This window comes from Phytoactinopolyspora alkaliphila, assembly GCF_010550695.1.
Classification (GTDB): Bacteria; Actinomycetota; Actinomycetes; order Jiangellales; family Jiangellaceae; genus Phytoactinopolyspora; species Phytoactinopolyspora alkaliphila.
In genome coordinates, this window is sequence record NZ_JAAGOB010000003.1 from 54,889 (window position 1) to 74,612 (window position 19,724).

The 19,724-nt window shown below is 69.0% G+C and carries 15 protein-coding genes; 7 read left to right on the forward strand and 8 right to left on the reverse strand.

The features are described from left to right. The first annotated feature begins 121 nt into the window (after window positions 1-121). Together G1H11_RS06280 and G1H11_RS06285 are read left to right on the forward strand one after the other, a co-directional pair. Complete coding sequence (locus G1H11_RS06280) at window positions 122-3,037, forward strand: M14 family metallopeptidase (protein ID WP_163817221.1); 2,916 nt, start codon at window positions 122-124, stop codon at window positions 3,035-3,037. Window positions 3,038-3,261: 224 nt separating this feature from the next. Continuing rightward, the gene (locus tag G1H11_RS06285; protein WP_163817223.1) at window positions 3,262-5,631 is read left to right on the forward strand and encodes an AAA family ATPase; all 2,370 of its coding nucleotides are present in this window, start codon (window positions 3,262-3,264) and stop codon (window positions 5,629-5,631) included. A 15-nt stretch (window positions 5,632-5,646) separates the two neighbouring features. On the opposite strand, the gene G1H11_RS06290 is transcribed toward G1H11_RS06285, so the two are convergent. The 3 genes from G1H11_RS06290 to G1H11_RS06300 all read right to left on the reverse strand — a co-directional run bounded on the left by G1H11_RS06290 (window position 5,647) and on the right by G1H11_RS06300 (window position 9,334). Further along, on the reverse strand, window positions 5,647-6,393 hold the full coding sequence (locus tag G1H11_RS06290) for a class I SAM-dependent methyltransferase (protein WP_163817225.1): 747 nt from the start codon (window positions 6,391-6,393) through the stop codon (window positions 5,647-5,649). Window positions 6,394-6,438: 45 nt separating this feature from the next. Next, the gene (gene dinB / locus G1H11_RS06295; RefSeq protein WP_163817227.1) at window positions 6,439-7,632 is read right to left on the reverse strand and encodes a DNA polymerase IV; all 1,194 of its coding nucleotides are present in this window, start codon (window positions 7,630-7,632) and stop codon (window positions 6,439-6,441) included. Window positions 7,633-7,705: 73 nt separating this feature from the next. Then, entirely contained in the window at window positions 7,706-9,334 is a 1,629-nt protein-coding gene (locus tag G1H11_RS06300; protein WP_163817229.1) for an MFS transporter, read from the reverse strand. Between the two features lie 114 nt (window positions 9,335-9,448). Here G1H11_RS06300 and G1H11_RS06305 point away from each other — a divergent pair, with 114 nt between their 5' ends. Continuing rightward, entirely contained in the window at window positions 9,449-9,979 is a 531-nt protein-coding gene (locus G1H11_RS06305; protein ID WP_163817231.1) for an O-acetyl-ADP-ribose deacetylase, read from the forward strand. A gap of 66 nt (window positions 9,980-10,045) precedes the next feature. Here the strand turns inward: G1H11_RS06305 and G1H11_RS06310 are convergent, their stop codons facing one another. The 3 genes from G1H11_RS06310 to G1H11_RS06320 all read right to left on the reverse strand — a co-directional run bounded on the left by G1H11_RS06310 (window position 10,046) and on the right by G1H11_RS06320 (window position 13,156). After that, a complete protein-coding gene (locus G1H11_RS06310) occupies window positions 10,046-10,798 on the reverse strand; it encodes a sugar isomerase domain-containing protein (RefSeq protein ID WP_163817233.1) in 753 nt (250 codons plus the stop codon). Window positions 10,799-10,913: 115 nt separating this feature from the next. Then, window positions 10,914-12,179, reverse strand: coding sequence for a glucarate dehydratase family protein (locus G1H11_RS06315; protein WP_163817235.1), 1,266 nt, complete (start codon window positions 12,177-12,179; stop codon window positions 10,914-10,916). Beyond that, complete coding sequence (locus G1H11_RS06320) at window positions 12,176-13,156, reverse strand: 5-dehydro-4-deoxyglucarate dehydratase (RefSeq protein ID WP_163817237.1); 981 nt, start codon at window positions 13,154-13,156, stop codon at window positions 12,176-12,178. The genes G1H11_RS06315 and G1H11_RS06320 overlap by 4 nt, the downstream gene beginning before the upstream one ends. Window positions 13,157-13,343: 187 nt before the next feature. On the opposite strand from G1H11_RS06320, the gene G1H11_RS06325 reads away from it, so the two are divergent. Both G1H11_RS06325 and G1H11_RS06330 read left to right on the forward strand, forming a co-directional pair. Further along, window positions 13,344-14,108: an IclR family transcriptional regulator domain-containing protein gene (locus G1H11_RS06325; protein ID WP_163817239.1), complete on the forward strand. Its 765-nt coding sequence runs from the start codon at window positions 13,344-13,346 to the stop codon at window positions 14,106-14,108. A gap of 8 nt (window positions 14,109-14,116) precedes the next feature. Further along, entirely contained in the window at window positions 14,117-14,974 is an 858-nt protein-coding gene (locus tag G1H11_RS06330) for an NAD-dependent epimerase/dehydratase family protein (RefSeq protein ID WP_163817241.1), read from the forward strand. Between the two features lie 27 nt (window positions 14,975-15,001). Here G1H11_RS06330 and G1H11_RS06335 read toward each other — a convergent pair whose 3' ends face one another. Continuing rightward, entirely contained in the window at window positions 15,002-16,588 is a 1,587-nt protein-coding gene (locus tag G1H11_RS06335) for an L-lactate permease (protein ID WP_163817243.1), read from the reverse strand. Window positions 16,589-16,809: 221 nt separating this feature from the next. Here G1H11_RS06335 and G1H11_RS06340 point away from each other — a divergent pair, with 221 nt between their 5' ends. Both G1H11_RS06340 and G1H11_RS06345 read left to right on the forward strand, forming a co-directional pair. Then, a complete protein-coding gene (locus G1H11_RS06340) occupies window positions 16,810-18,531 on the forward strand; it encodes a gamma-glutamyltransferase (RefSeq protein ID WP_163817818.1) in 1,722 nt (573 codons plus the stop codon). 82 nt (window positions 18,532-18,613) lie between these two features. Next, window positions 18,614-18,955: a DUF8129 domain-containing protein gene (locus tag G1H11_RS06345; RefSeq protein ID WP_163817245.1), complete on the forward strand. Its 342-nt coding sequence runs from the start codon at window positions 18,614-18,616 to the stop codon at window positions 18,953-18,955. 161 nt (window positions 18,956-19,116) lie between these two features. Here the strand turns inward: G1H11_RS06345 and G1H11_RS06350 are convergent, their stop codons facing one another. Next, a complete protein-coding gene (locus G1H11_RS06350; RefSeq protein WP_163817247.1) occupies window positions 19,117-19,716 on the reverse strand; it encodes a hypothetical protein in 600 nt (199 codons plus the stop codon). Window positions 19,717-19,724: the final 8 nt, after the last annotated feature.

Consider the following 19,724-nt stretch of genomic DNA (forward strand, 5'->3'; position numbering starts at 1 on the left):
TTGTTACACGGCGGCGGTAAAAGTACATTGTGGCTGTCTTCGGGGGAGACGCATACAAACCGGGCGGAGGCGCCGTCACGGGTGACCCCCTGGCAGCCTCCTTTTCCCCTAGGAGGGGAGTATGGCTCGCCTGTCCACTTCGCGCCGTTCCGTCGGTGTCGCCTCAGCCGTTCTCTTTCCCGCCGCTCTGCTGATCGTTCCGCTGGCGGTCCAGGGCACGGCGACGCAGCCAGAGATCGACTCCAGCACCGAGTTCGTCCAGCCGGACGAGTTCGAGCATCCCGAGGTCGTGCCGATCACAGTGCGTGATCGGACCATGCTCGACCAGCTGGTGGCTACCGGCGTCGACATCACCGAGATGGTCGACGACACCGGCGAGGGCTTGCGGGTCGAAGCCATCGTCACGCCGTCGGAACAGGACTGGCTCACCTCGATCGGTTTCGACCTCGGCACACCGCTGCTGACCGAGGAGGACTTCACCGTCCTTCAGGAGGAGCGTGCGGACATGGTCGCCGACATCGAGGTGGCCGAGACCCAGGCTCATGCCGAGGGCGACGAACTCCGGATCCAGCGCGCCGCCTGGTTCGACAACCACGGAGAGACCTTCATCGAGATCGAAACCTGGTCCGAGGCCGGGTCCGTCTCGGCGAGCGTGATCCTGACCGTCACCCTGGACGCAGGCCCCGGGACCGAAATCGGCGACGGCCCCACGTTCACCCTTTCCCGGCACGTCGACGCCGGGCATTACATGTTCCATCGCACCAATACGCCGCGGCAGCAGAGCCCGGTCCCGTCCAGGATGCGTGTGACGAGCACGCTCGACGGTGAGGTGATCGGCGAGGCCGAGCTGGGGTTCACCGAGTCGCTCGACGGCGACATGCCGAACGGTCCTGGCGCACCCAAGGCCTGGGGCGATCTGGCCACCGGCTTCATCGACCGGTACGTCGACGCGACGGAGGCGACCGCGAAGATCGAGTCCCTGGCCGAGGAGTTCCCGGAGTTGGCCGAGATCGTCGAGATGCCGCATCAGACCAACGGCTACCGGCGCAAGGCGCAGGCGATCTTCGATCCGCCGCCACCCAGCCTGGTGATCGACGCGCCGTCGGCCGCTTCCGGTGACTACACCATGGCGGCCGCGAGTGTCGGGGGCGTGACGTCGATCGCCGGCGTGCCGGGCCCGGTCGAACTGGTCGACGACGGCACGGTGAATCCGGCCGAAGGCTGCTTCCCGCTGGTGGGCTTCACCGCAGGCGCCATCGCGCTCGTCGATCGCGGCAGCTGCCCGTTTTTCGACAAGCTGCGCCATGCCCAGGCAGCCGGTGCGTCCGCGGTCGTCGTGGTCAACAACGTGCCCGGAGATCCGACAGTCATCTCGGGGAACGCGCCCGACATCACGGTTCCCGCCGGCATGATCTCTCTCGAAGACGGCGACACGATCAAGGCCGGTCTGCCCGCGACCGGCCGGGTGCACCGGCCGGACGTCAACCCCCACCGCGTGGTCGTGGACTCGAGGGCGTGGGGCCATGAAGGCGGCAACGACATCTCGGTGGAGATGATCGACCCACAGGCTCCGGATCAGCCGCTCACCGTGGAGCTCTCCGGTGACGACATCGTGGTCCGGCTGGCGACGGGTCCGGATGGCGAGCTCGTCAGCACCGCGGCGGAGGTCGTGGCGGCGCTGAACGCCGAGGCCGGTGACCTTGTCGAGGCGTACACGTTCCGGGGCGACGCGGGGGCCGGCGTCGTGGCGCCCTGCACACCCGCCAAGTGTCATGGCACACCGGGGACGCCACAGCTCAGCGACTTCCTGTCCGCGCCCGAGCACGTGTCCCGCGATCCGTTCACGGTCAAGGCGATCCGCATCGGAGCGCGACGAGACGGATCGAACACGGGCGTTCTGCTGTACTCCCAGGAACACGCCCGTGAATGGGTGACGCCCTTGGTGGCGCTGGAGACGGCGGAGCGGCTGTTGCGGAATTACGGGTCCAACGACACGATCCGCAAGCTGGTCGACAATCTCGACATCTTCATCGTCCCCACGATCAACCCGGACGGCGCCCACTATTCCATCCACGACTTCACGCTGCAGCGCCGGAACATGACGAACCATTGCCCTGACGGCGGCACGGTCGACCCCCTGGCCCGTAACGCGTGGGGTGTCGACCTCAACCGGAACTTCCGGGTCGGCAACGTGCACCAGGGCTTCAGCGGAGCCTCGACGTCGTGTACCAGTGACGTCTACGCGGGGCCCGAGCCCTTGTCCGAGCCGGAGGCGAAGAACGAGATCTGGCTCGTGGAGGAGAACCCGAACATCCGCTTCGCGATGAACACCCACACCCACGGCGGATACTTCATGTGGTCACCCGGGGCGTACCAGCTCCCCACCCGAGACGGCCTCGAGCGCCCGAGCTACGGAGTGGAGAGCTACTTCTACGAGGCCTCTGACGTGATCCTCAACCGGATCAAGGAACATCGAGGCACCAGCGTGTGGCCGAGCCGGGTCGGACCGATCAGCGACGTCCTGTACTCGGCGGCCGGCAACTCCGGCGACGACCACTTCTACTCGAACGACATCTTCTCGTGGAGCTTCGAAGCGGGCTCGCCGCTGTGGACGGGCACCGGGTGGTCCAGCGTGGGCTTCACCCCGCCGTACTCGGAGGGCTACGAGGAGGCGATGGAGTTCTCCCACGGCTGGATCGGCATCCTCGAAGTGGCGCACATGTACAGCCGTGACAAGATCCCGCCGAAGTCCACGTTGCGGCCGGGCGCGGGAACCTACGACGCGCCCGTCGAGGTCACCTTCGACATCAGCGAACCGGCCGATGTGTACTACACGCTGGACGGAAGCCGCCCCGATCTCAAGTCGCCGCGGATCGAGTTCATGGGCCCCCGGCAGGAGCAACGGCCGATCACCATCTCGGAGACCACCACCGTCCGCTGGTTCGCCATCGACGTGGCCGGCAACACGCAGAACTACTACGAGCCCGACGGCCGGGCCCGCAACTACCGGCAGGCGAAGATCGTGATCGAGCAGTAACATCCGCCGGCCGGTGGCTCGCTGACCGGGGCCGTGGGATCAGCTTCCGCGGCCCCGGCGCCGGTATCTGGCGACGGCCTTGCCTCCCCTGGGCGGGCGCGCGTAAGCTCGCCGCGTTCCTCCTTCGCGACGGTGTATGCCACGGTTGTCTCGAAATGATCTCGTGAGATATGACATCTGGTTAGAACGGAGGTCTAAGGGGTACCTCGGCCGCTAGTGATGACATGACGCAATTACTCGAAAGGCAGAAACACCTCGCCGAGCTGGACGCAGCCCGGCGCGATGCCAGTTTCGGCCATGGAAGCTTCGTCCTGATCACCGGGCCCGCCGGAGTCGGCAAGACCGCGTTGGTGCGGGAGTTTGTCGGCGGGCATGTCGGCCAGGCGACGGTGAGATGGGCGTCCTGTCACGACGTGCTGTCGCCGGTCCCGCTGGGCCCGTTCCAGGAGATGTTCGGCGAGTTGCCGATCGATGCGCGCCCGCCACCACTGATCATGCCGGCGGGCCGGCCCGCGTGGTTGGTGGAGCACTACCGACGCATTCTCGGCGAGCTCATCGGATCACCGCAGCCACGGATCATGGTCGTGGACGACGCACAATGGGCCGATGAGGCGACCCTGGAGGGCATGCGCTTTCTCGCTCCACGGATCCGCGACCTGCGCGTCATGATCGTCATGATCACCGCCGAGGCGGCATTGCGGACCAGCGCCCCATTGCGGCGCACCGTCGAGCTGTTGCAATCGGCGAATCTGCGGTGGCTGCCGGTGCGTTCTCTGTCTCGCGCCGCGACTGCGAGGCTCGCGGGTAGGGCCGGGCGCTCCGACGTGGAAGCTCTGTACCGGCTGACCGGTGGAAACCCGTTTTTTCTCCACGAGGCACTGGCCGGCCCGCCCGCCGCCGCGTCGCCAGCAGGGCCGGAGCTGGTGCTGGCGCGCGTGGACCGGCTCGACACAGCGGCGAAAATCGGTGTGCAGACCGCTTCGGTCGTGCCGGGCCGGGCCGAACGCTGGCTGCTGGCGGACTGCGGAGTGCTGGAGAGTGTCGATCCCGCGATTGAAGCGGGCGTCCTCGCCTCTGACGACGAGGCGGTCTGGTTCAGGCACGAGATCGTCCGGCGCGCGGTCGAGGAGAGCCTGTCCGTGCCGTTCCGCCGAGAGCTCAACGACCGGGTGCTCGGCTCACTCGCCGCGCACGACGAACATGCTGGGCGGCTTCTGCACCATGCACACCGGGCGGACGACGGGCCTGCCATCGCGGTCTATGCGCGGCAAGCGGCTCGCGACGCGGCAGCCCTGCACTGCCACGAGCTCGCGGCGCAGAACTTCGAGCGTGCTCTTGTCCAGTCCGAGCATCTGTCGGATGCCGAGCTGGCGGACCTGCTCGACGCCTACGGCCGCGAGTGTGAGCTGACCGGCGTCGCCCGATGGGCCTACGAGGCCTTACTGCAAGCAGTGGAACTGCGCGAGACCATTGACGACCGGCCCGGCCTTGGCTGCAGCTTGCGCAGACTATCGGCCATCCAGCGAGCGCTCGGGCGTGGCGCGGAAGCAATGGAATCCGCCCGGCGAGCCATCGACCTCCTGGCAGAGGAGCCGTCCGAAGGGCTCGCCGCCGCATACGAGCAGGCGGCCCAGCTCGCGGCGGCGGACCATCGCATCGACGACGCCATCGCGCTGGGGACACGTGCCTTGGAAACGGCCAGGGAGCTGGGCGAGCACGAAGCTGCGGTGAACGCCGCTGTCACTGTGGGAGCGGCCAGGCTGCGCCGCGATCCTACCGACGTGCCGGCGCTGCTCGACGCGCTCATGGTTGCGCGCAAGCATCAGGACAACGATGCCATTGCCAGGACATACGTGAACCTGGCGGGTGCTCTCCTGGCACATCGGTGCGACGACGAGGCCTGGAGGTATCTGGCCGAAGGACTGGAGCACTGTGAGGTCACCGACCTGGCGATGGGGAGGAATCAGCTTCTCTCCATCCGTGCCGCGTGGTATTTCGAGCGTGGGCAATGGCGAGAGGCCGAGGACGACGTTCGGCGGGTGCTGGCGGCCACCGGGGAATGCGTCGCCACCTTGCGCGCGCTGCGGGTGCTGAGCCTGATCGAGACTCGACGAGGGGAAAAGACAGCGGCGAGTACTGTGGCGCGTGCGGTGCAGCTCGCCGATGGTGCCGAGGAAGCCGAGACCGTCGTGCCCATCGGTCTCGCCCGTGCCGAGCTGGCCTGGTTCAACGGGGAGCCGGAGCAGGCCGTGGAGGCGTTGTCCCCACTCGTCGCCATCGCTGACGAGCGCGAGCATCAATGGTGGGCCGGAGAATCTGCCCTCTGGCTCGATCGCGCGGGAGCTCTGGATCGGGTCCCCTCCAAGGCCGCGGCCCCCTATCGCCACTTGATCGAGGGCCGGTGGAAGGAGGCGGCGCGGTACTGGCGGCAGCACTGCAGGCCATACGAGCACGCCGACGCCCTCGCCGCCGCCTCGGATCGCGCACATCTCCGGAAGGCCTGGGAGATCCTGAACCGGCTGGGCGCGACGAGGCGGGCAGCTCAGGTGGCTGAGCGGCTGGACCGGATCGAGGGCGAGTCACAAGCCGGCTAGCGACACACCAGGACCTCACGCAGGTCGGCGGCCGACGAACAACAATCTCGGCGAACGATCCTCGTCGGTCTGCTCGGTGAGGACGTACGGGTCGAAGCCTGCGTCGCCCAGCCTGCCGAGCCATTCGGCACGGCTGAACAGCCCGGTCTCGTGGGTCTCGTGCACCACGCGCGTCGGGGTCCCGGGCTGGCGTAGGACGAACACGTACTCGGTCATCACCGACGAAGCCGCGGGGCCAGGGTCCGGCGTCCAGGCCAGGTAGCGGGCGCCGCGGTCACCGTCGTCGCTGCCGCCGTGCTCGGTGAACGGGACGAAGTTCTCCCGGGTGTGGTCGGGGATGAACACCGCGACGCCTCCTGGCCGGCAATGGTCGAACGCGGTCTCCGCGGCGTGAACCAGGTCCGACTCCGTGACGAGGTAGTCCGCGGCGTCGTGGACGAACACGGCGTCGAAGGCCCGGCCGAGGCGAAGCGTGCGCATATCTCCCCGGCGATGCTCGCACTCCGGGTTGAGCCGCCGGGAGACCTCCAGCATCCGCTGGGACAGGTCCGTCAGGGTCATGGTGAAGCGCCGTTTGAGATGGACTGCGTTGTGGCCACCGCCGCAGCCGAGTTCCAGCACGTCGTGCACCGGTGTGGTGGCCGACTCGAGGACCGTAGCGGTGAACGCGGCCTCGTCGGCGTACTCGTCCGGAGGCGAGATCAGGGGCCACCAGTCCGCCAGGTCGTCGTACAAGCGGTAGGCGGCTGCCTTGTCAGTCATGTGATCCATCATCGCGTACCCGGGCGGTGGGCGAGGTTGGCCTCGTCAGTCCGGCAGGATCGGGACCGGTTGCCCCACCCGGCGGCCAAGCACGGAGGCCCGGGTGACGGAGCCGGTCCCGTATCTGTCGCGCAGGTGGTCGAGTGCGGAGTCGAGTGACGCGTCGGGCCGGCGCTCCCACGGTAAGGCCAGCTGGACGGCGTCGGCGTCGTCCAGGTTGCTCAGCGCCGCGCCGATCAGTGTCAGGCCTTGGCGGGAGATGAGAGGTGCGGCGTCGGCGAGTAGCCGGCGGGCCGTAGCGAGGATGAGCCGGGTCTCGTCTGTCGCCTCGGCCAACGTGTGTGAACGCGTGGCCCGGGAAAAGTCGTCGAAACGCAACCGGACAGTGACGGTGTGGCACACCCGCTTGCCGGTTCGCAGCCGGCGCGTGACCCGATCGACGAGTGCGGCCAGAATGGCTTCCAGCTCGTCGGGGGAGCGGCGGCGCCGGCCGAGGGCACATTGAGCGCCGATCGAGCGCCGGCGCTTGCCCACCTGAACCGTGCGGGGATCCAGGCCGTGGGCCAGGGCGTGCAGGTGATGGCCCGCGCCCGCCCCCAGGATCGACGTCAGCGTTGCCCGGCGTAATCTCGCCACGTCTCCAACCGTCATCATGCCCCGGTCATGCAGCTTCCGGGCGGTGACCGGGCCCACGCCCCAGAGCCTCTCGATCGGCAGCGGATGCAGGAACTCAAGCTCTGTGTCGGGTGGCACGACCAGCAGGCCGTCAGGCTTGGAAACGCCGCTGGCGACCTTGGCGAGGAACTTGGTCCGGGCCACGCCGACGCTGATAGGCAGGCCCACCTGCCCCCGGACCCTGCGGCGCAGCCGCTCGGCGATGTCCACCGGCGGGCCGTCGATGCGCCACAGGCCACCGACATCGAGGAACGCCTCGTCGATGGAGAGTCCCTCGACCACCGGGGTGGTCTCCCGGAAGATCTCGAACACCGCCCGGCTGGCCTCCGAGTAGGCGGACATGCGGGGCTCGACGACGCGCGCCTGTGGACAGACCCGGCGGGCCTGAGCGCCGGTCATGGCGGTCCGTACGCCGCAGGCCTTCGCCTCGTAGCTGGCGGCGAGGACCACGCCCCCGCCGACGATGACCGGCCGGCCACGCAGCCGTGGATCGTCGCGCTGCTCGACCGAGGCATAAAACGCGTCGAGATCAGCATGCAGGATATGGGCATCGGTCACGAACATATGTTCGCATCAATTCGCGCCCGCGTCGAGACTCCGGGCGGGTGTCCCCGGCCCGGAGCCTCGACGTGAAGCTCTATGCCGGGGCAGCGACGGGCTCCCCGGCGTCGCCGTCCACCGCTGTGAGGTCGCCGTCTACGGCGGTGAGGTCGTCGTCGGACGGTGTGGGGTGTTCCGCCTGCCCGTCGACGCTGGAACCGTGCCGCCGGGCCAGGATCAGCGCTACGACCGCGAAGGCGGCGATCGCCGCTCCGCCCAGGCCGGCCACCAGGTTCAGTCCGTCGGTGAACGCCTCACGTGCGGGGACGAGCAGCTGCTGAGCGAGCTCGCCTGGGAGCTGCTCCGCGACGGCAACGGCGCCGGCCAGGGTGTCCTCGGCCGCGATGGCCACGTCGGCCGGGGTGCCGGCGGGGATGTCCAGTCCACTGCGGTAGATCGCGGTGCCCAGGCTTCCCATGACCGCCACTCCCATGGCGATGCCGAACTCGCCGCTGGTTTCGGAGGCCGACGCCGCGGAGCCGGCGCGTTCCGGCGGTACAGATCCGACGACGATGTCCGTCACCAGGGCCGCGCCCGGGCCTAGACCCACCGTGGCGAACATCATGCCGATGACCACCAGCGCCGGTCCTCCGGTGGCGTCGACCTGGGTGATGACGGCGAAACCGACAGCCGTGATCAGCATGCCTCCGCCGATCACCTGCCACGTGCCCACCCGCTGCGCGACATGCGTCGCGGCCATGGTGCCGATGATCATGCCGACGGCCGGCGGGACGGACCACAACCCAGCTTCCAGCGGCGACAGTCCGTTCACCAGCTGCAGGTACTGAGCGATGAAGAGGAACATCCCACCCATGAAGAACGCGCCGACCAGCATGGTGCCGAGCGCTGCGGTGAAGGTGCGGTTGGTGAACAGCCGCAGGTCCAGCAGGGGAGCGGTCAGCCGCAACTGCCGCCGGACGAACACCACGCCGATCAGGACGCCGGCTGCGATCGTCCCGGCCGACGTGCCGTTCATCCCGTCCTTGGCCAGCTCCTTCAGACCGTAGATCACCGGGAGGATGGTGGCGAGGGACAAGGCGACACTTCGAAGATCCAGCTTTCCAGCCGCACTGTCGCGGAACTCCGGGAGCAGCAGGGGGCCGGCGACGAGGAGCACCACCATGACGGGCACCCCGAGCAGGAAGGCGGAGCCCCACCAGAACGATTGGAGCATGACGCCCCCGACCACCGGGCCGATGGCCGTGCCGCCCATGAAGCAGCTGATCCACACCGCGATGGCGCTGCTGCGCTGCTTCGGGTCGGTGAACATGTTGCTGATCAGGGCCAGCGTGGAGGGCATCAGAGTGGCTCCGGCGATGCCGAGAGCCGTGCGGGCCAGGATCAGCATCTCCGCGCTGGTGGAATAGGCGGCGACGACGGATGCGACGCTGAACGCGGCCGCGCCGATCAGCAGCAGGCGCCGCCGGCCGATCCGGTCGCCCAGCGTGCCCATGGTGATGAGGAAACCGGCGATCATGAATCCGTAGATGTCCATGATCCACAGCAGTTGGCTGCTGCTCGGCTGCAGGTCCGCGGCCAGGTGCGGAACCGCCAGATAAAGCACGCTCATATCCAGTGACAGGAGGAGGGTCGGGAGGGCGAGAACCGCCAGGCCTATCCACTCCTTGCGCCCGGCTCGGGTGCCGGACTGATCCAGTGCGTTCATCTTCTTCGTCCCTCGAGTCGTCAGCGGGTCTATCTCTCATAGACACGTCGAATACTCAGACCGCGGATCGACACGAAAGTCATCGTCGCTTCGAAAAAGTGCCACACTTGGCCCATGCGCGATGACACGACGCCTGTTCCGCGCATCGTATTGATGCGCGGTGACATCACGGAGCAGCACGTCGACGCCGTGGTCAACGCAGCGAACAGCGGTCTGACGGGCGGCGGCGGTGTCGACGGAGCGATCCTTCGGGCCGGTGGCCCGGCTCAGCGAGCAGCCCGCGAGGCGCTCGTCGATCGGATCGGCTCGCTGCCGACCGGAGAGGCTGCGGCCACCGACGCGGGCGACATGCCGGCGCGGTGGGTGATCCACGTCGTTGGTCCCGTGTGGTCCGGCAAAGAGGACCGGTCCGCGTTGCTGGCGTCGTGCTACAGCAAGGCGCTGGCCGTCGCCGACGAGCTGGGTGCCCGGACCGTGGCCTTCCCGGCGGTCTCGGCCGGGGTCTACGGCTGGCCCATGCGCTCCGCGGCCGAGATAGCTCTGACCACCGTGCTGGCCACGCCGACGGAGGTGTCCGAGGTGCGCTTCGTGCTCTTCGACGAGTCCGCCCACGCCGAGTTCACAGCTGTGCTCCAGGATCTGTGACCGGGGTTACCGAACGAGCCGTGGTGTGGAAGCGCTGATCGCCGAGCGCGAATGCGGCCGCGGCCGTCAGTTCATGTAGAAGATGCGCTCGCGATGCTCCTTGAGGAGTGCGGCGTTCCATTCTGAGCCGCCGTCGAGGTTCGCGGAGAGGAACACCGGAGGCGTCACGCCTCGGGCCAGCATGCCGTCGATGACAGCCGTCACGAGCGACTGGAGCACGGCACCCGTCGCGATGCCGGACGCCGGGGCATAGGGCTGTGGCACGCCGTCCGTGGTCAGGATGGCGTCGCCCAGCGGCACGTTCGTGTCGAGCACGATGTCGCTGGCGTCCACGAGCCGTTCGCCGACTTCATCACGCGCGGGCAGATCCTCGTAGGCCGACGACGTGACGGCGACCACCGTGGCACCGATCTGCCGAGCCCGTTGCGCAGCTTGCACCGGCATGGCGTTCCGGCCGGACAGCGAGACCACGATCAGCACGTCACCTCTGCGCAGCGGGCTCGAGTCCACGACGGTGGGGCCGTAGCCGGGCATCTTCTCCAGGTCGGAGCTCAACGTCACGGGGCGCACGGTCACGCCGTCCGCGCCAGGTGCGAGGAGGGGGTTGACCAGCATCAGGCCGCCGGCCCGGTAGACGAGCTCCTGCACCGCGAGGGCCGAGTGTCCGCAGCCGAGGGCGAACAGCCGGGCCCCATCGGTGATCGATTCGGCGATCCGGTCACCGGCGGCGGTGATCGCCTCCGATTCGTCGTCGGCGATCCGCCGCAGGATTTCGATCGCCCCATCAAGGTAACGGCGCGCCGCCGGCTCGTCGTTCATCGTCGCTGGTCCTCTCCATGCTCACGCTGCTGGCCGCGACGTGACGGCTGACGCGCCGTTCAGGTCTAGACCACTAGTCTGCCAAGCATAGAGGGCCGCGGCGGCCACCGGGGAGCTACCAGCGCTCGGGGCGCGTCTCATACGTGGGATCGAGACTCTTCATGTAGGCGGTGTCGTCGCGCTCCGTGATCCCGCTTCGGACGTAGTCCTCGTGCATGCGAGCCAGCGCGTCCCGATCGAGCCTGACGCCGAGGCCAGGGGTGTCTGGCACCGTGACCGAGCCGGCCACGAACGACAACGGCCGCTCGACCACGTCGGCGCCGCTCTGCCAGGGGGTGTGCGTGTCCGCGGCGTAGCTGAGCTGAGGCGTCGCCGCGCCCAGGTGTGTCATGGCGGCCAGGCTGATTCCGAGGTGGCTGTTCGAGTGCATGGAGACCCCGACGCCCCACGTCTGGCAGATGGTCGCCAGCTGGGTGGACAAACGAAGTCCGCCCCAGTAATGGTGGTCGGCCAGCACTACGCCGACCGCGCCGGCGGCGAACGCCTCCGGCAGATGAGCGAACTCGACGACGCACATGTTCGTGGCGAGCGGCATCGGGGCGCGCGCGGCCAGCTCGGCCATGCCTGCAATCGAGGGCGTCGGGTCTTCCAGATACTCCAGCAGGCCATCGGTCTTCGCCGCGACGCCGGCCGAGGTGGCGACGGTCCACGCGCAGTTCGGATCCAGGCGGAGCGGATGGTCCGGGAAGGCGTCGCGCAGCGCGCGGATCGCCTCGATCTCCGTGTCGGGCTCGAACACGCCGCCCTTGAGCTTGATGGACCGGAAGCCGTAGCGCGTGATCATCATGCGTGCCTGCTCGACGACGCCGGCTGGGTCGAGTGCCTCGCCCCACTCGTCCGGTTCCGCGCCCGGGTGCGCGGCCCACTTGTAGAACAGGTACGCGGAGAACGGCACGGTGTCTCGTACCTTGCCGCCGAGCAGATCGTGCACGGGGCGGCCGATCGCCTGCCCCTGCAGGTCCAGGCAGGCCACCTCGAACGGCGAGAACACCCGGAGCAGCGTCTTCGCCTGGCTCGATGCGCCGGTCAGCCCGTGCTGGTCACCGGCATCCAAGGCTCCGATGGCGTGTGCCGCCCGGCGTCTGAGCCCGGCCAGGTCGAACGCATCCAGTCCGGCTATCTGCGCCGCGGCTCGGCGCAGGAGATCCAGGTGACGGCGGTCTCCGTACGTCTCCCCGAGGCCCACCAGGCCGTCGCCCGTATGGACCTCCACGATGGCCCGAAGAGCCCACGGCTGGTGCACGCCCACCGCGTTGAGCAACGGCGGATCGGGGAACGCGATCGGAGTGACGACGACCTTGGTGACCTCGAGCCCGCTCATGCGACGGGTCCTCGCTCGGCTGCGGCGACGGGGGTGGTGTCTGCCAGCACGGCCCTGCCCTCCTCGATGATCCGCGCCAGGCGGTCGACGTGCTCCGCCGACGGCTCCACCAGTGGCGGCCGGACCGGGCCGACGTCGAGCCCGGACAGCCGCGCTCCTGCCTTGACCAGCGCCACGGCATATCCGGGCACGGTGTTTCGCAGCTGTGCGAAAGGCAGGTAGAAGTGCTTGAGCAGCTTGTCGAGCATCTCTTGGTCGGCTCTGGCGAGGGCGCCGTAGAAGGCGACGGCGATGTCGGGTGCGAAGGCGAGCACCGCCGAGGAGTAGTTCTCGACCCCGATGGCGCGGTACGCCGGAGCGGAAAGCTCCGCGGTAGGCAGTCCGTTGAGGAAGGCGAACTCCGCGGCGCGCGGGTGATCGCTGGTGCGCACGGTGGCCACCAGTTGTGACATGGCGTCGACGTCGCCGATGCCGTCCTTGACACCGACGACGTTCGGGATGTCGAGCAGGGCAAGGGCCGATGTCGGGTCGAGCACCGCGTTGGCGCGCTGGTAGACGACGAGGGGGAGCGGCGTGGCGGAGGCGACGTACCGGACATGGTCGACCAGGCCCGCCGGTGTCGAGGACACGAGATAGGGCGGCAGTAGCAGGAGACCATCGGCCCCGGCATCGGCGGCGGCATCGGCGAAGTCCCGCGCCTGTCTGGGACCACCGCCGGTCCCGGCGAACACCGGAGCCCGGCCGGCGACGACGTCCACGGCTGTGCGGACAACGGTGCGGAACTCGCCGAGGGAGAGTGCGCTGAACTCGCCGGTTCCGCAGGCGATGAACCATGCGGATGGCTGCCCCACGCCGTCGTCACCGAACTGGCGGGCGGAGAGCTGCCGGTCGAGATGTTCGGCGAGCACACCGGTATCGACGTTGTCGTCCGAGGTGAAGGGCGTGAGAGGAAAGGCGAGCAGGCCGCGTGGCTGCATCAAATCTCCGTCCATATATGTGGACATCGTCTTAGTACGTGTCCGACGCACAGGATACGGTATCGTGAGTGCGAGATCGTAGCAATGAGCCGGCTGCAGTGAACCGGATCGCCGGACGCTTGAGGAGACGGAGGATCCACTGACAACCACCAGCGCGCCGAGCACGGGTGCTCCGGAGACTGGGCGTGTGGTCTCCTCGTCGGTCAAATCGGCAGAGCGGACTGTACGGATCCTGGAGACACTTGCCGCCTCCCCGGCCAGGCTCACCATTCCCGAGCTGCAAGAACGCACCGGATACCCGCGCTCCAGCCTGCACGCGCTGATCCGCACGTTGCGGGATCTGGAGTGGCTCGAGACCGACGAGACCGGCAGTGCCTTTGCCGTCGGCCCCAGGGCGTTGCTCGCCGGGACGTCCTACCTGGACCGGGATCCGGCGCTGCCCTACGCATATGAGGCGCTCGAGGATCTGCGAGCAGAGCTCGGTTACACCGTGCACTACGCCCGCCGGGATCACGCGCATGTGCTGTATCTCGCCAGCCGTGAGTCCCGCGACGCGGTGCGGACCGTGCCGCGGGTCGGGCGCAGGCTCCCCATCCACCTCACCGCGCTCGGGCAGGCGATCCTCGCCGAGCTCACCCAGGCGGAGACGACCAAGATCCTCCCTCCTCAGCTCGTGGCATACACGCCGCACACCATCACCGATCACGAATCGCTGCATGACGAGCTCGACGCGGTGCGAGCGCGCGGCTGGGCGCTGGAGCGGGAGCAGGGCAGCGAGGGCATCGCATGTGTCGCCGCCGTCGTGGCCTACCGGATCCCCGCCACCGACGCCCTCAGCTGTTCGATGCCCGCCGCCTTGGCCGAAGCCACTGAACTGGAGCGGGTGGCTGCTGCCGTCGTCCGTTACGCCGACCGGCTCGCTGGCACGCTACGCCGGGCCGGGATCCGGTAGGCGGGCCGATGACGCGGACATCCGGGCACCGGGGCGGCGAGGCGGCCTCCGAGCGCATCCTGATCACCGGCGCCGCCGGGCGTGCGGGCGCACTGCTGGTGCCGCGCCTGGCTCGGCCCGGACGGCTGCTGACCTTGCTCGACCAGCGCCGGCCGGAACCCGCGGTGCTCGCGGACGGCGAGGATGTGCTGCTGGCCTCCATCACCGACCTGGAGGCGATGACGCACGCCTGCCGGGGCGTCGATGCGGTGGTGCATCTGGCCGGCCAGGCGTGGGAAGCGTCGTTCGGCGACGTCCTGCGGCTGAATGTGGAGGGCACCAGGTGCGTCCTTGAGGCGGCACACCGCGCCGGCGTCTCCCGCGTCGTCCTCGCCTCTTCTCACCACGCGGCCGGCTTCTACCGGTATGGGCAGCATCCGCCCGGTGGACTGCCTGCCGGTGTGCCCGGCCGCCCGGACTCGTACTACGGATGGAGCAAGGTCGCCGGGGAGTCCCTGGGGCAGTTATATGCGGACGAGCACGGCATGGATGTGATCTGCGTGCGTATCGGCGGCTGGCGCGAGGCGCCGCACCGGCTCCGCGATCTCGCGTTGTGGCTGTCGCCCGATGACGGAGCCAGGCTCGTCGAAGCCTGTCTCGCAGCGCCGTCGCCGGGGTTTCGGATGGTGTGGGGGATCAGCCGGAACACCCGCCGCTGGTTCTCCCTCGCCGAGGGGGAGGCGCTCGGCTACTACCCGAAGGACGACGCCGAGGTGTGCGCGGCCGCGCTGATCGCCGAGCACGGCGAGCCCGATTTCGCCACCGACCCGCACCTGAACCGGCTCGGCGGCCCGATGTGCGACGTTCCGCTCGGCACTCCGCGCTGACCCTCACCCTCGCGGCCGGGGGGAGGGTCAGAAAGCGCGGATCACCACGCCGAGGATCACGCTGGCCAGTAGTGCCATCATCGGCAGCAGGCAACGGCGGGTGATCTCCCCGACCCGGTCCACGGCCCCGACCGCGGCCGCGCCGATCAGCACCACGACGGGCGCGATGCTGTTGCCGACGTTGCTCCCTGCCGCCTGCGCGGCGACCAGGAGTTCCGGATCGACGCCCACCAGGCCGGCCACCTCCCCCTGCAGGGCGGCGAACAGCGCGTTCGACGACGTACTCGAACCGGTCATGAACGATCCGACGGCGCCCACCACCGGCGCCAGTGCGGGATACGCCGAGCCGGCCGTGTCGGCGATGCCCGTGGCCAGCGTTGTGATCATGCCGCTGTCCACCAGGACCATGGCGAGCGTCCCGAGCAGCATTGTCGTGGGCGCTGAGCTGCGCACGGCGGTCAGCCATCCGTGCGTCACGGCCCGGCCCTCGACGCCCCGCCACAGCCCCGCCGCCCGGTACGTGAACCAGCCCAGGACACACGCCAGCACGATGTAGAACCCGGGATGGCCGAGTACCGGTATGGGCAGGTACGCGTCGACCGATTCGTTGATCCAGCCCCTCCCGGTCGCGGTGCGGCCGAACGACGGGGCGAGCTGCCACACCTCCGTGACGAAGGCACGACTCGGTGGGATCAGGAACACCGGTAGCACCAGAAGCAGAAGGTAGCCGTACGGCGCCAGCACCATGGCTTGGCTCGCCGGTGACGGCGCAGTGGACAGCTCCGTGGGCTCAGGCGCGTCGTCGCCGATGGCCGGGGTTGGCTCGCCAGGCGCGCGCCGGGCCTCGACGAGGCGTTTGGCGGTGAGTACCAGGAGGCCGGCACTGCCCGCGGCCAGAGAGGCGATCGCCGGCACGGCCGTGGCACCGATCAGCAGTGTCGCGGCCATCGCCGGGCCGGCGGTGAGCAGGAGAACGGCGCCACGCCGCAGGCCCCCGAGCCCGCCGTCTAGCAGGAGGACCAACGCTCCGGCCAGGATCGCGTTGACCGCGAGCAGGCCCGCGGTCTGCAGTGCCAGCGCGTTCTGCTCGGAGACGCCGAATCCGGCGGTCAAGGAGGCCATGTAGAACGACGAGCCCATCGACCCGAAGGTGACCGACCAGTGATAACCGACCAGGGGAAGGACCACGGCGCGGACCTTGTCGTAGCCGAGCAGCAGCAGGAGCGGCGCGCACACGGCTACCGGCGTGCCGAAACCGGCGACGCCCTGGATGAAGCTCGGGAAGATCCAGGCCAGCAGCAGCACCCGGTCGGTGCGGCTAGGGAGATAGCGAGTGAAGGTGGTGCCCAGGCGCTCCATGCCGGCCGCGCTCGCCAGCCGGTACAGCAAGAGCGCGGGGACGATGACGCACAGGATCCAGCTGCCCAGCCACAGACCCTTCCCCGCGCCGGTGGCGAGAGTGCTCACCGGAGCCTCGAACAGCCAGTATGCGAGCACGACGGCCAGAGCCAAGGCGATCGCGGCCGACCACACCGTCTTCATCCGGCCCAGAAGGACCAGTAAGAACAGGGCGAGCACCGGTATCAGTGCGACCAGCCACAACCAGTCGGTCATGTGCCCGTCCGGCCGGTGGCGTCGGGATCAGTCACACGGACACGGTACTGGTGCCCTGGGGCCGGAGGGGTGCCGGCCGCGCCGGGCGCGGTAGCCGTTGGACACACCGTGGGAGTGCGGAGCCGGCCGGTAGGGTCGTCGCAACCTCGAGAAGGGAACTCATCGTGGCGCACCGTCCACCCGTCTTCACCACACGGCCTGAGCTCACCGGAACATTCGGCATGGTCGCCTCGACGCACTACCTCGCGTCCCAGGCCGGTATGGCCGTGCTGGAGAAGGGCGGCAACGCTTTCGACGCCGCGGTCGCCGCGGGATTCGTGCTCCAGGTGGTGGAGCCGGAGATGAACGGCCCCGGCGGCGAGGTGCCGGTCATCGGCTGGCGCGCCGGGGACGACGAGCCGTTCGTCGTCTGCGGGCAGGGCACCGCCCCCGCCGCAGCCGACATCGGCGCGTTCCGCTCGCTCGGACTCGATCTGATTCCGGGCACCGGCCTGCTGCCAGCATGCGTGCCCGGCGCGTTCGGCGGCTGGATGGCGCTGCTGCGGCACGGCACCATGAGCCTGGGCGACGTGCTGCGATACGCGATCGACTACGCGGGCGGCGGCTTTCCGCTCGGCCGGTCCGCTGTCGCCACCATCAACGGCGTGGCGTCGTGGTTCACCCAGCACTGGGCGAGTTCCGCGGCGCTCTGGCTGAACGACGGCGAGCCGCCCGCACCGGCCGCCCGAATGGTCAATCCCGCGCTGGCCGCTACCTACCAGCGCATCGTCGACGAGGCGGAGGCGTCGTCGACGGGTCGCGACGAGCAGATCGACCACGCTCTGCGCGCCTTCTATCAGGGATTCGTCGCCGAGGCGATCGCCGAGCATGTGCAGACCGAGGTGATGGACGCCAGCGGGCGTCCGCACCGCGGCCTGCTCGGCTACGACGATCTCGCGGGCTGGCAAGCGAGCCTGGAACGTCCGGTGACGCTCGACTACCACGGCCACACCGTGTGCAAGGTGGGTCCGTGGAGCCAGGGGCCGGTGTTCCTGCAGCAGCTCGCATTGCTCCAGGGCTTCGACCTCGACGCGATGGCTCCCTCCGGCACCGAGATCATCCACACGGTCGTCGAATCCGCCAAGCTGGCCTTCGCCGACCGGGAGGCCCACTACGGCGACCCCGCGTTCGCGGACGTGCCGCTCGCCGCGTTGCTCTCGCCGGACTACGCCGCGCAGCGCCGGGAGCTGGTTTCCCACCACGCCGACACCGGAGCTCTGCGGCCCGGACAGCCGGGTGCGCGCGAGGCCAGGTTGCCGGTTGCCGGGTCGGTCGAACTGCCCGCAGCCAGCGGAGTCGGCGAACCGACGCTGGGACCGGTCGACGGAGACACCTGCCACCTCGACGTGGTGGACCGGTTCGGCAACGTCGTCTCCGCGACCCCGAGCGGCGGGTGGCTGCACAGCTCGCCCACTATCGCCGGCCTCGGGTTCTGCCTCGGCACCAGGGGTCAGATGTTCTGGCTCGAGGAGGGGCTGCCGAATTCACTGGCCCCCGGCAAACGGCCCCGGACCACGCTGACACCGTCGCTGGCGTATCGCGGCGACACCCGGATCGCATTCGGAACACCCGGTGGTGACCAGCAGGACCAGTGGTCCCTCCTGTGGTTCCTCAGATACGTCCACCACGGGATGAACCTGCAGGAAGCCATCGATGCTCCGGCCTGGCACACGTCGCATTTCACGTCGTCGTTCTATCCCCGTGCCGCGCACCCGGGCCGGCTGCACGTCGAGGCCCGCGTGGGGGAGGAGACCGTCCGGGAGCTCCGGCAGCGCGGCCATGAGGTGGTCGTCGAGGGCGAATGGTCGCTGGGCCGGATGTCGGCGGCGAGCGTGGGACGGGACGGCTTCCTTCGCGCCGCTGCCAATCCACGGGGGATGCAGGGCTACGCCGCCGGCCGCTGACCTTCTGTACCTGTCCGGCTCGTGAGTTCGCGGCGAACGGGTAAACACGTCAATGTCCGGCCATATGAAGGAGGCAATGGGCATGACGCACCACGAAGAGCTGCCACTCGAAGGCTACGACCAGATGACCGTCGGCACCATCCGCGACGCGATCCGTTCCCTGGACGAAGAGCAACTGCAGAAGCTCCTCGAGCATGAGCACAGTCACGCGGACCGTCCGCTGGTCAAGGAGATCATGACGAACCGGATGGTCGAGCTGTCCGCGGGTGCGGAGCCGACGGAGGGCGAGCCTCCGTCGGTGTCGCCGTCGGCACAGCCGCGGGGGAAGCAGAAGGTGGGACCGGAGACAACCGCGGAGCCGATCATTCCGCCTGCGCACGGAGTTCCCACCGGCCATCGTCCCCGCCAGGGGCCGCGTCGTTGACGGTCTCTTCTGCGCTCAACGTTGACTTCCATGCCGTGAATCGCGCGAAGGCGGCCGGATAGGCACCAAAACGCGATTCACGGCGGTGAAGTCAACCTACGGCAGCGAAGTCCCCGAGCGCAGCCCGAACACACTCCGCCCAGCGCGGCGGTGCATACAGATCACGATCGTTCGCGGAGGTTCGGCGGCGGTTCCAGACCAGGCGTGGTGCACAGGCGGAAGGTGCCCTGCTCGTTGAGCCGGTAGTCGTACGTCTTTCCTTCCGCCTCCAGTTCCACCCAGTACCCGTCGACGATCGCTTGGGTGTACATCATCCCGGGCTCCGGGCAGCCGAGCGAGCCATCGGGCCACTGCACAGCCTGAGCGCGGACGACGACCACGTCACCTGGTGCGGTACCCGCCCGGTCGGCGGCGTCAGCGACGACGTCGTCCAGGATCCCGGCCGGGACTTCTCCGGTGAGCGGCGGTTGAGTGCCGGTCGGCTGTGGCGTGGGTGTAAGCCGATCGGACGGCGACCTGGTCGGCTGGGGCTGGTCGGTGGGCCCGGGCGAGGTCCGCTCCGGGTCGGGCTCGACTGGTGGCACGGTGTCCTCCGGTGTCGGAGCGATATCGGTCGGCGTGGACTCCGCCGGGGCGGGGTCCGCCGACGATGCGGCCGGCTCCGGCGTTGTGGTCGCGCTGGGGCCGGCGTCGTCGTCCGCGCCACATCCGGCCAACGCCAGGACGAGCGCGGCACCCAGCGAACCCAGGGCTGTCCTCATACCACTCA

Excerpts from the sequence above, each read along its gene's own strand:
- G1H11_RS06330 (WP_163817241.1), top strand. The coding sequence starts at position 14,117 with ATGACGCGGACATCCGGGCACCGGGGCGGCGAGGCGGCCTCCGAGCGC.
- G1H11_RS06320 (WP_163817237.1), bottom strand. The coding sequence starts at position 13,156 with ATGCAGCCACGCGGCCTGCTCGCCTTTCCTCTCACGCCCTTCACCTCG.
- G1H11_RS06280 (WP_163817221.1), top strand. The coding sequence starts at position 122 with ATGGCTCGCCTGTCCACTTCGCGCCGTTCCGTCGGTGTCGCCTCAGCC.
- G1H11_RS06335 (WP_163817243.1), bottom strand. The coding sequence starts at position 16,588 with ATGACCGACTGGTTGTGGCTGGTCGCACTGATACCGGTGCTCGCCCTG.
- G1H11_RS06345 (WP_163817245.1), top strand. The coding sequence starts at position 18,614 with ATGACGCACCACGAAGAGCTGCCACTCGAAGGCTACGACCAGATGACC.
- G1H11_RS06310 (WP_163817233.1), bottom strand. The coding sequence starts at position 10,798 with ATGAACGACGAGCCGGCGGCGCGCCGTTACCTTGATGGGGCGATCGAA.
- dinB (WP_163817227.1), bottom strand. The coding sequence starts at position 7,632 with ATGTTCGTGACCGATGCCCATATCCTGCATGCTGATCTCGACGCGTTT.
- G1H11_RS06285 (WP_163817223.1), top strand. The coding sequence starts at position 3,262 with ATGACGCAATTACTCGAAAGGCAGAAACACCTCGCCGAGCTGGACGCA.
- G1H11_RS06350 (WP_163817247.1), bottom strand. The coding sequence starts at position 19,716 with ATGAGGACAGCCCTGGGTTCGCTGGGTGCCGCGCTCGTCCTGGCGTTG.
- G1H11_RS06315 (WP_163817235.1), bottom strand. The coding sequence starts at position 12,179 with ATGAGCGGGCTCGAGGTCACCAAGGTCGTCGTCACTCCGATCGCGTTC.
- G1H11_RS06290 (WP_163817225.1), bottom strand. The coding sequence starts at position 6,393 with ATGACTGACAAGGCAGCCGCCTACCGCTTGTACGACGACCTGGCGGAC.
- G1H11_RS06300 (WP_163817229.1), bottom strand. The coding sequence starts at position 9,334 with ATGAACGCACTGGATCAGTCCGGCACCCGAGCCGGGCGCAAGGAGTGG.
- G1H11_RS06305 (WP_163817231.1), top strand. The coding sequence starts at position 9,449 with ATGCGCGATGACACGACGCCTGTTCCGCGCATCGTATTGATGCGCGGT.
- G1H11_RS06340 (WP_163817818.1), top strand. The coding sequence starts at position 16,810 with ATGGTCGCCTCGACGCACTACCTCGCGTCCCAGGCCGGTATGGCCGTG.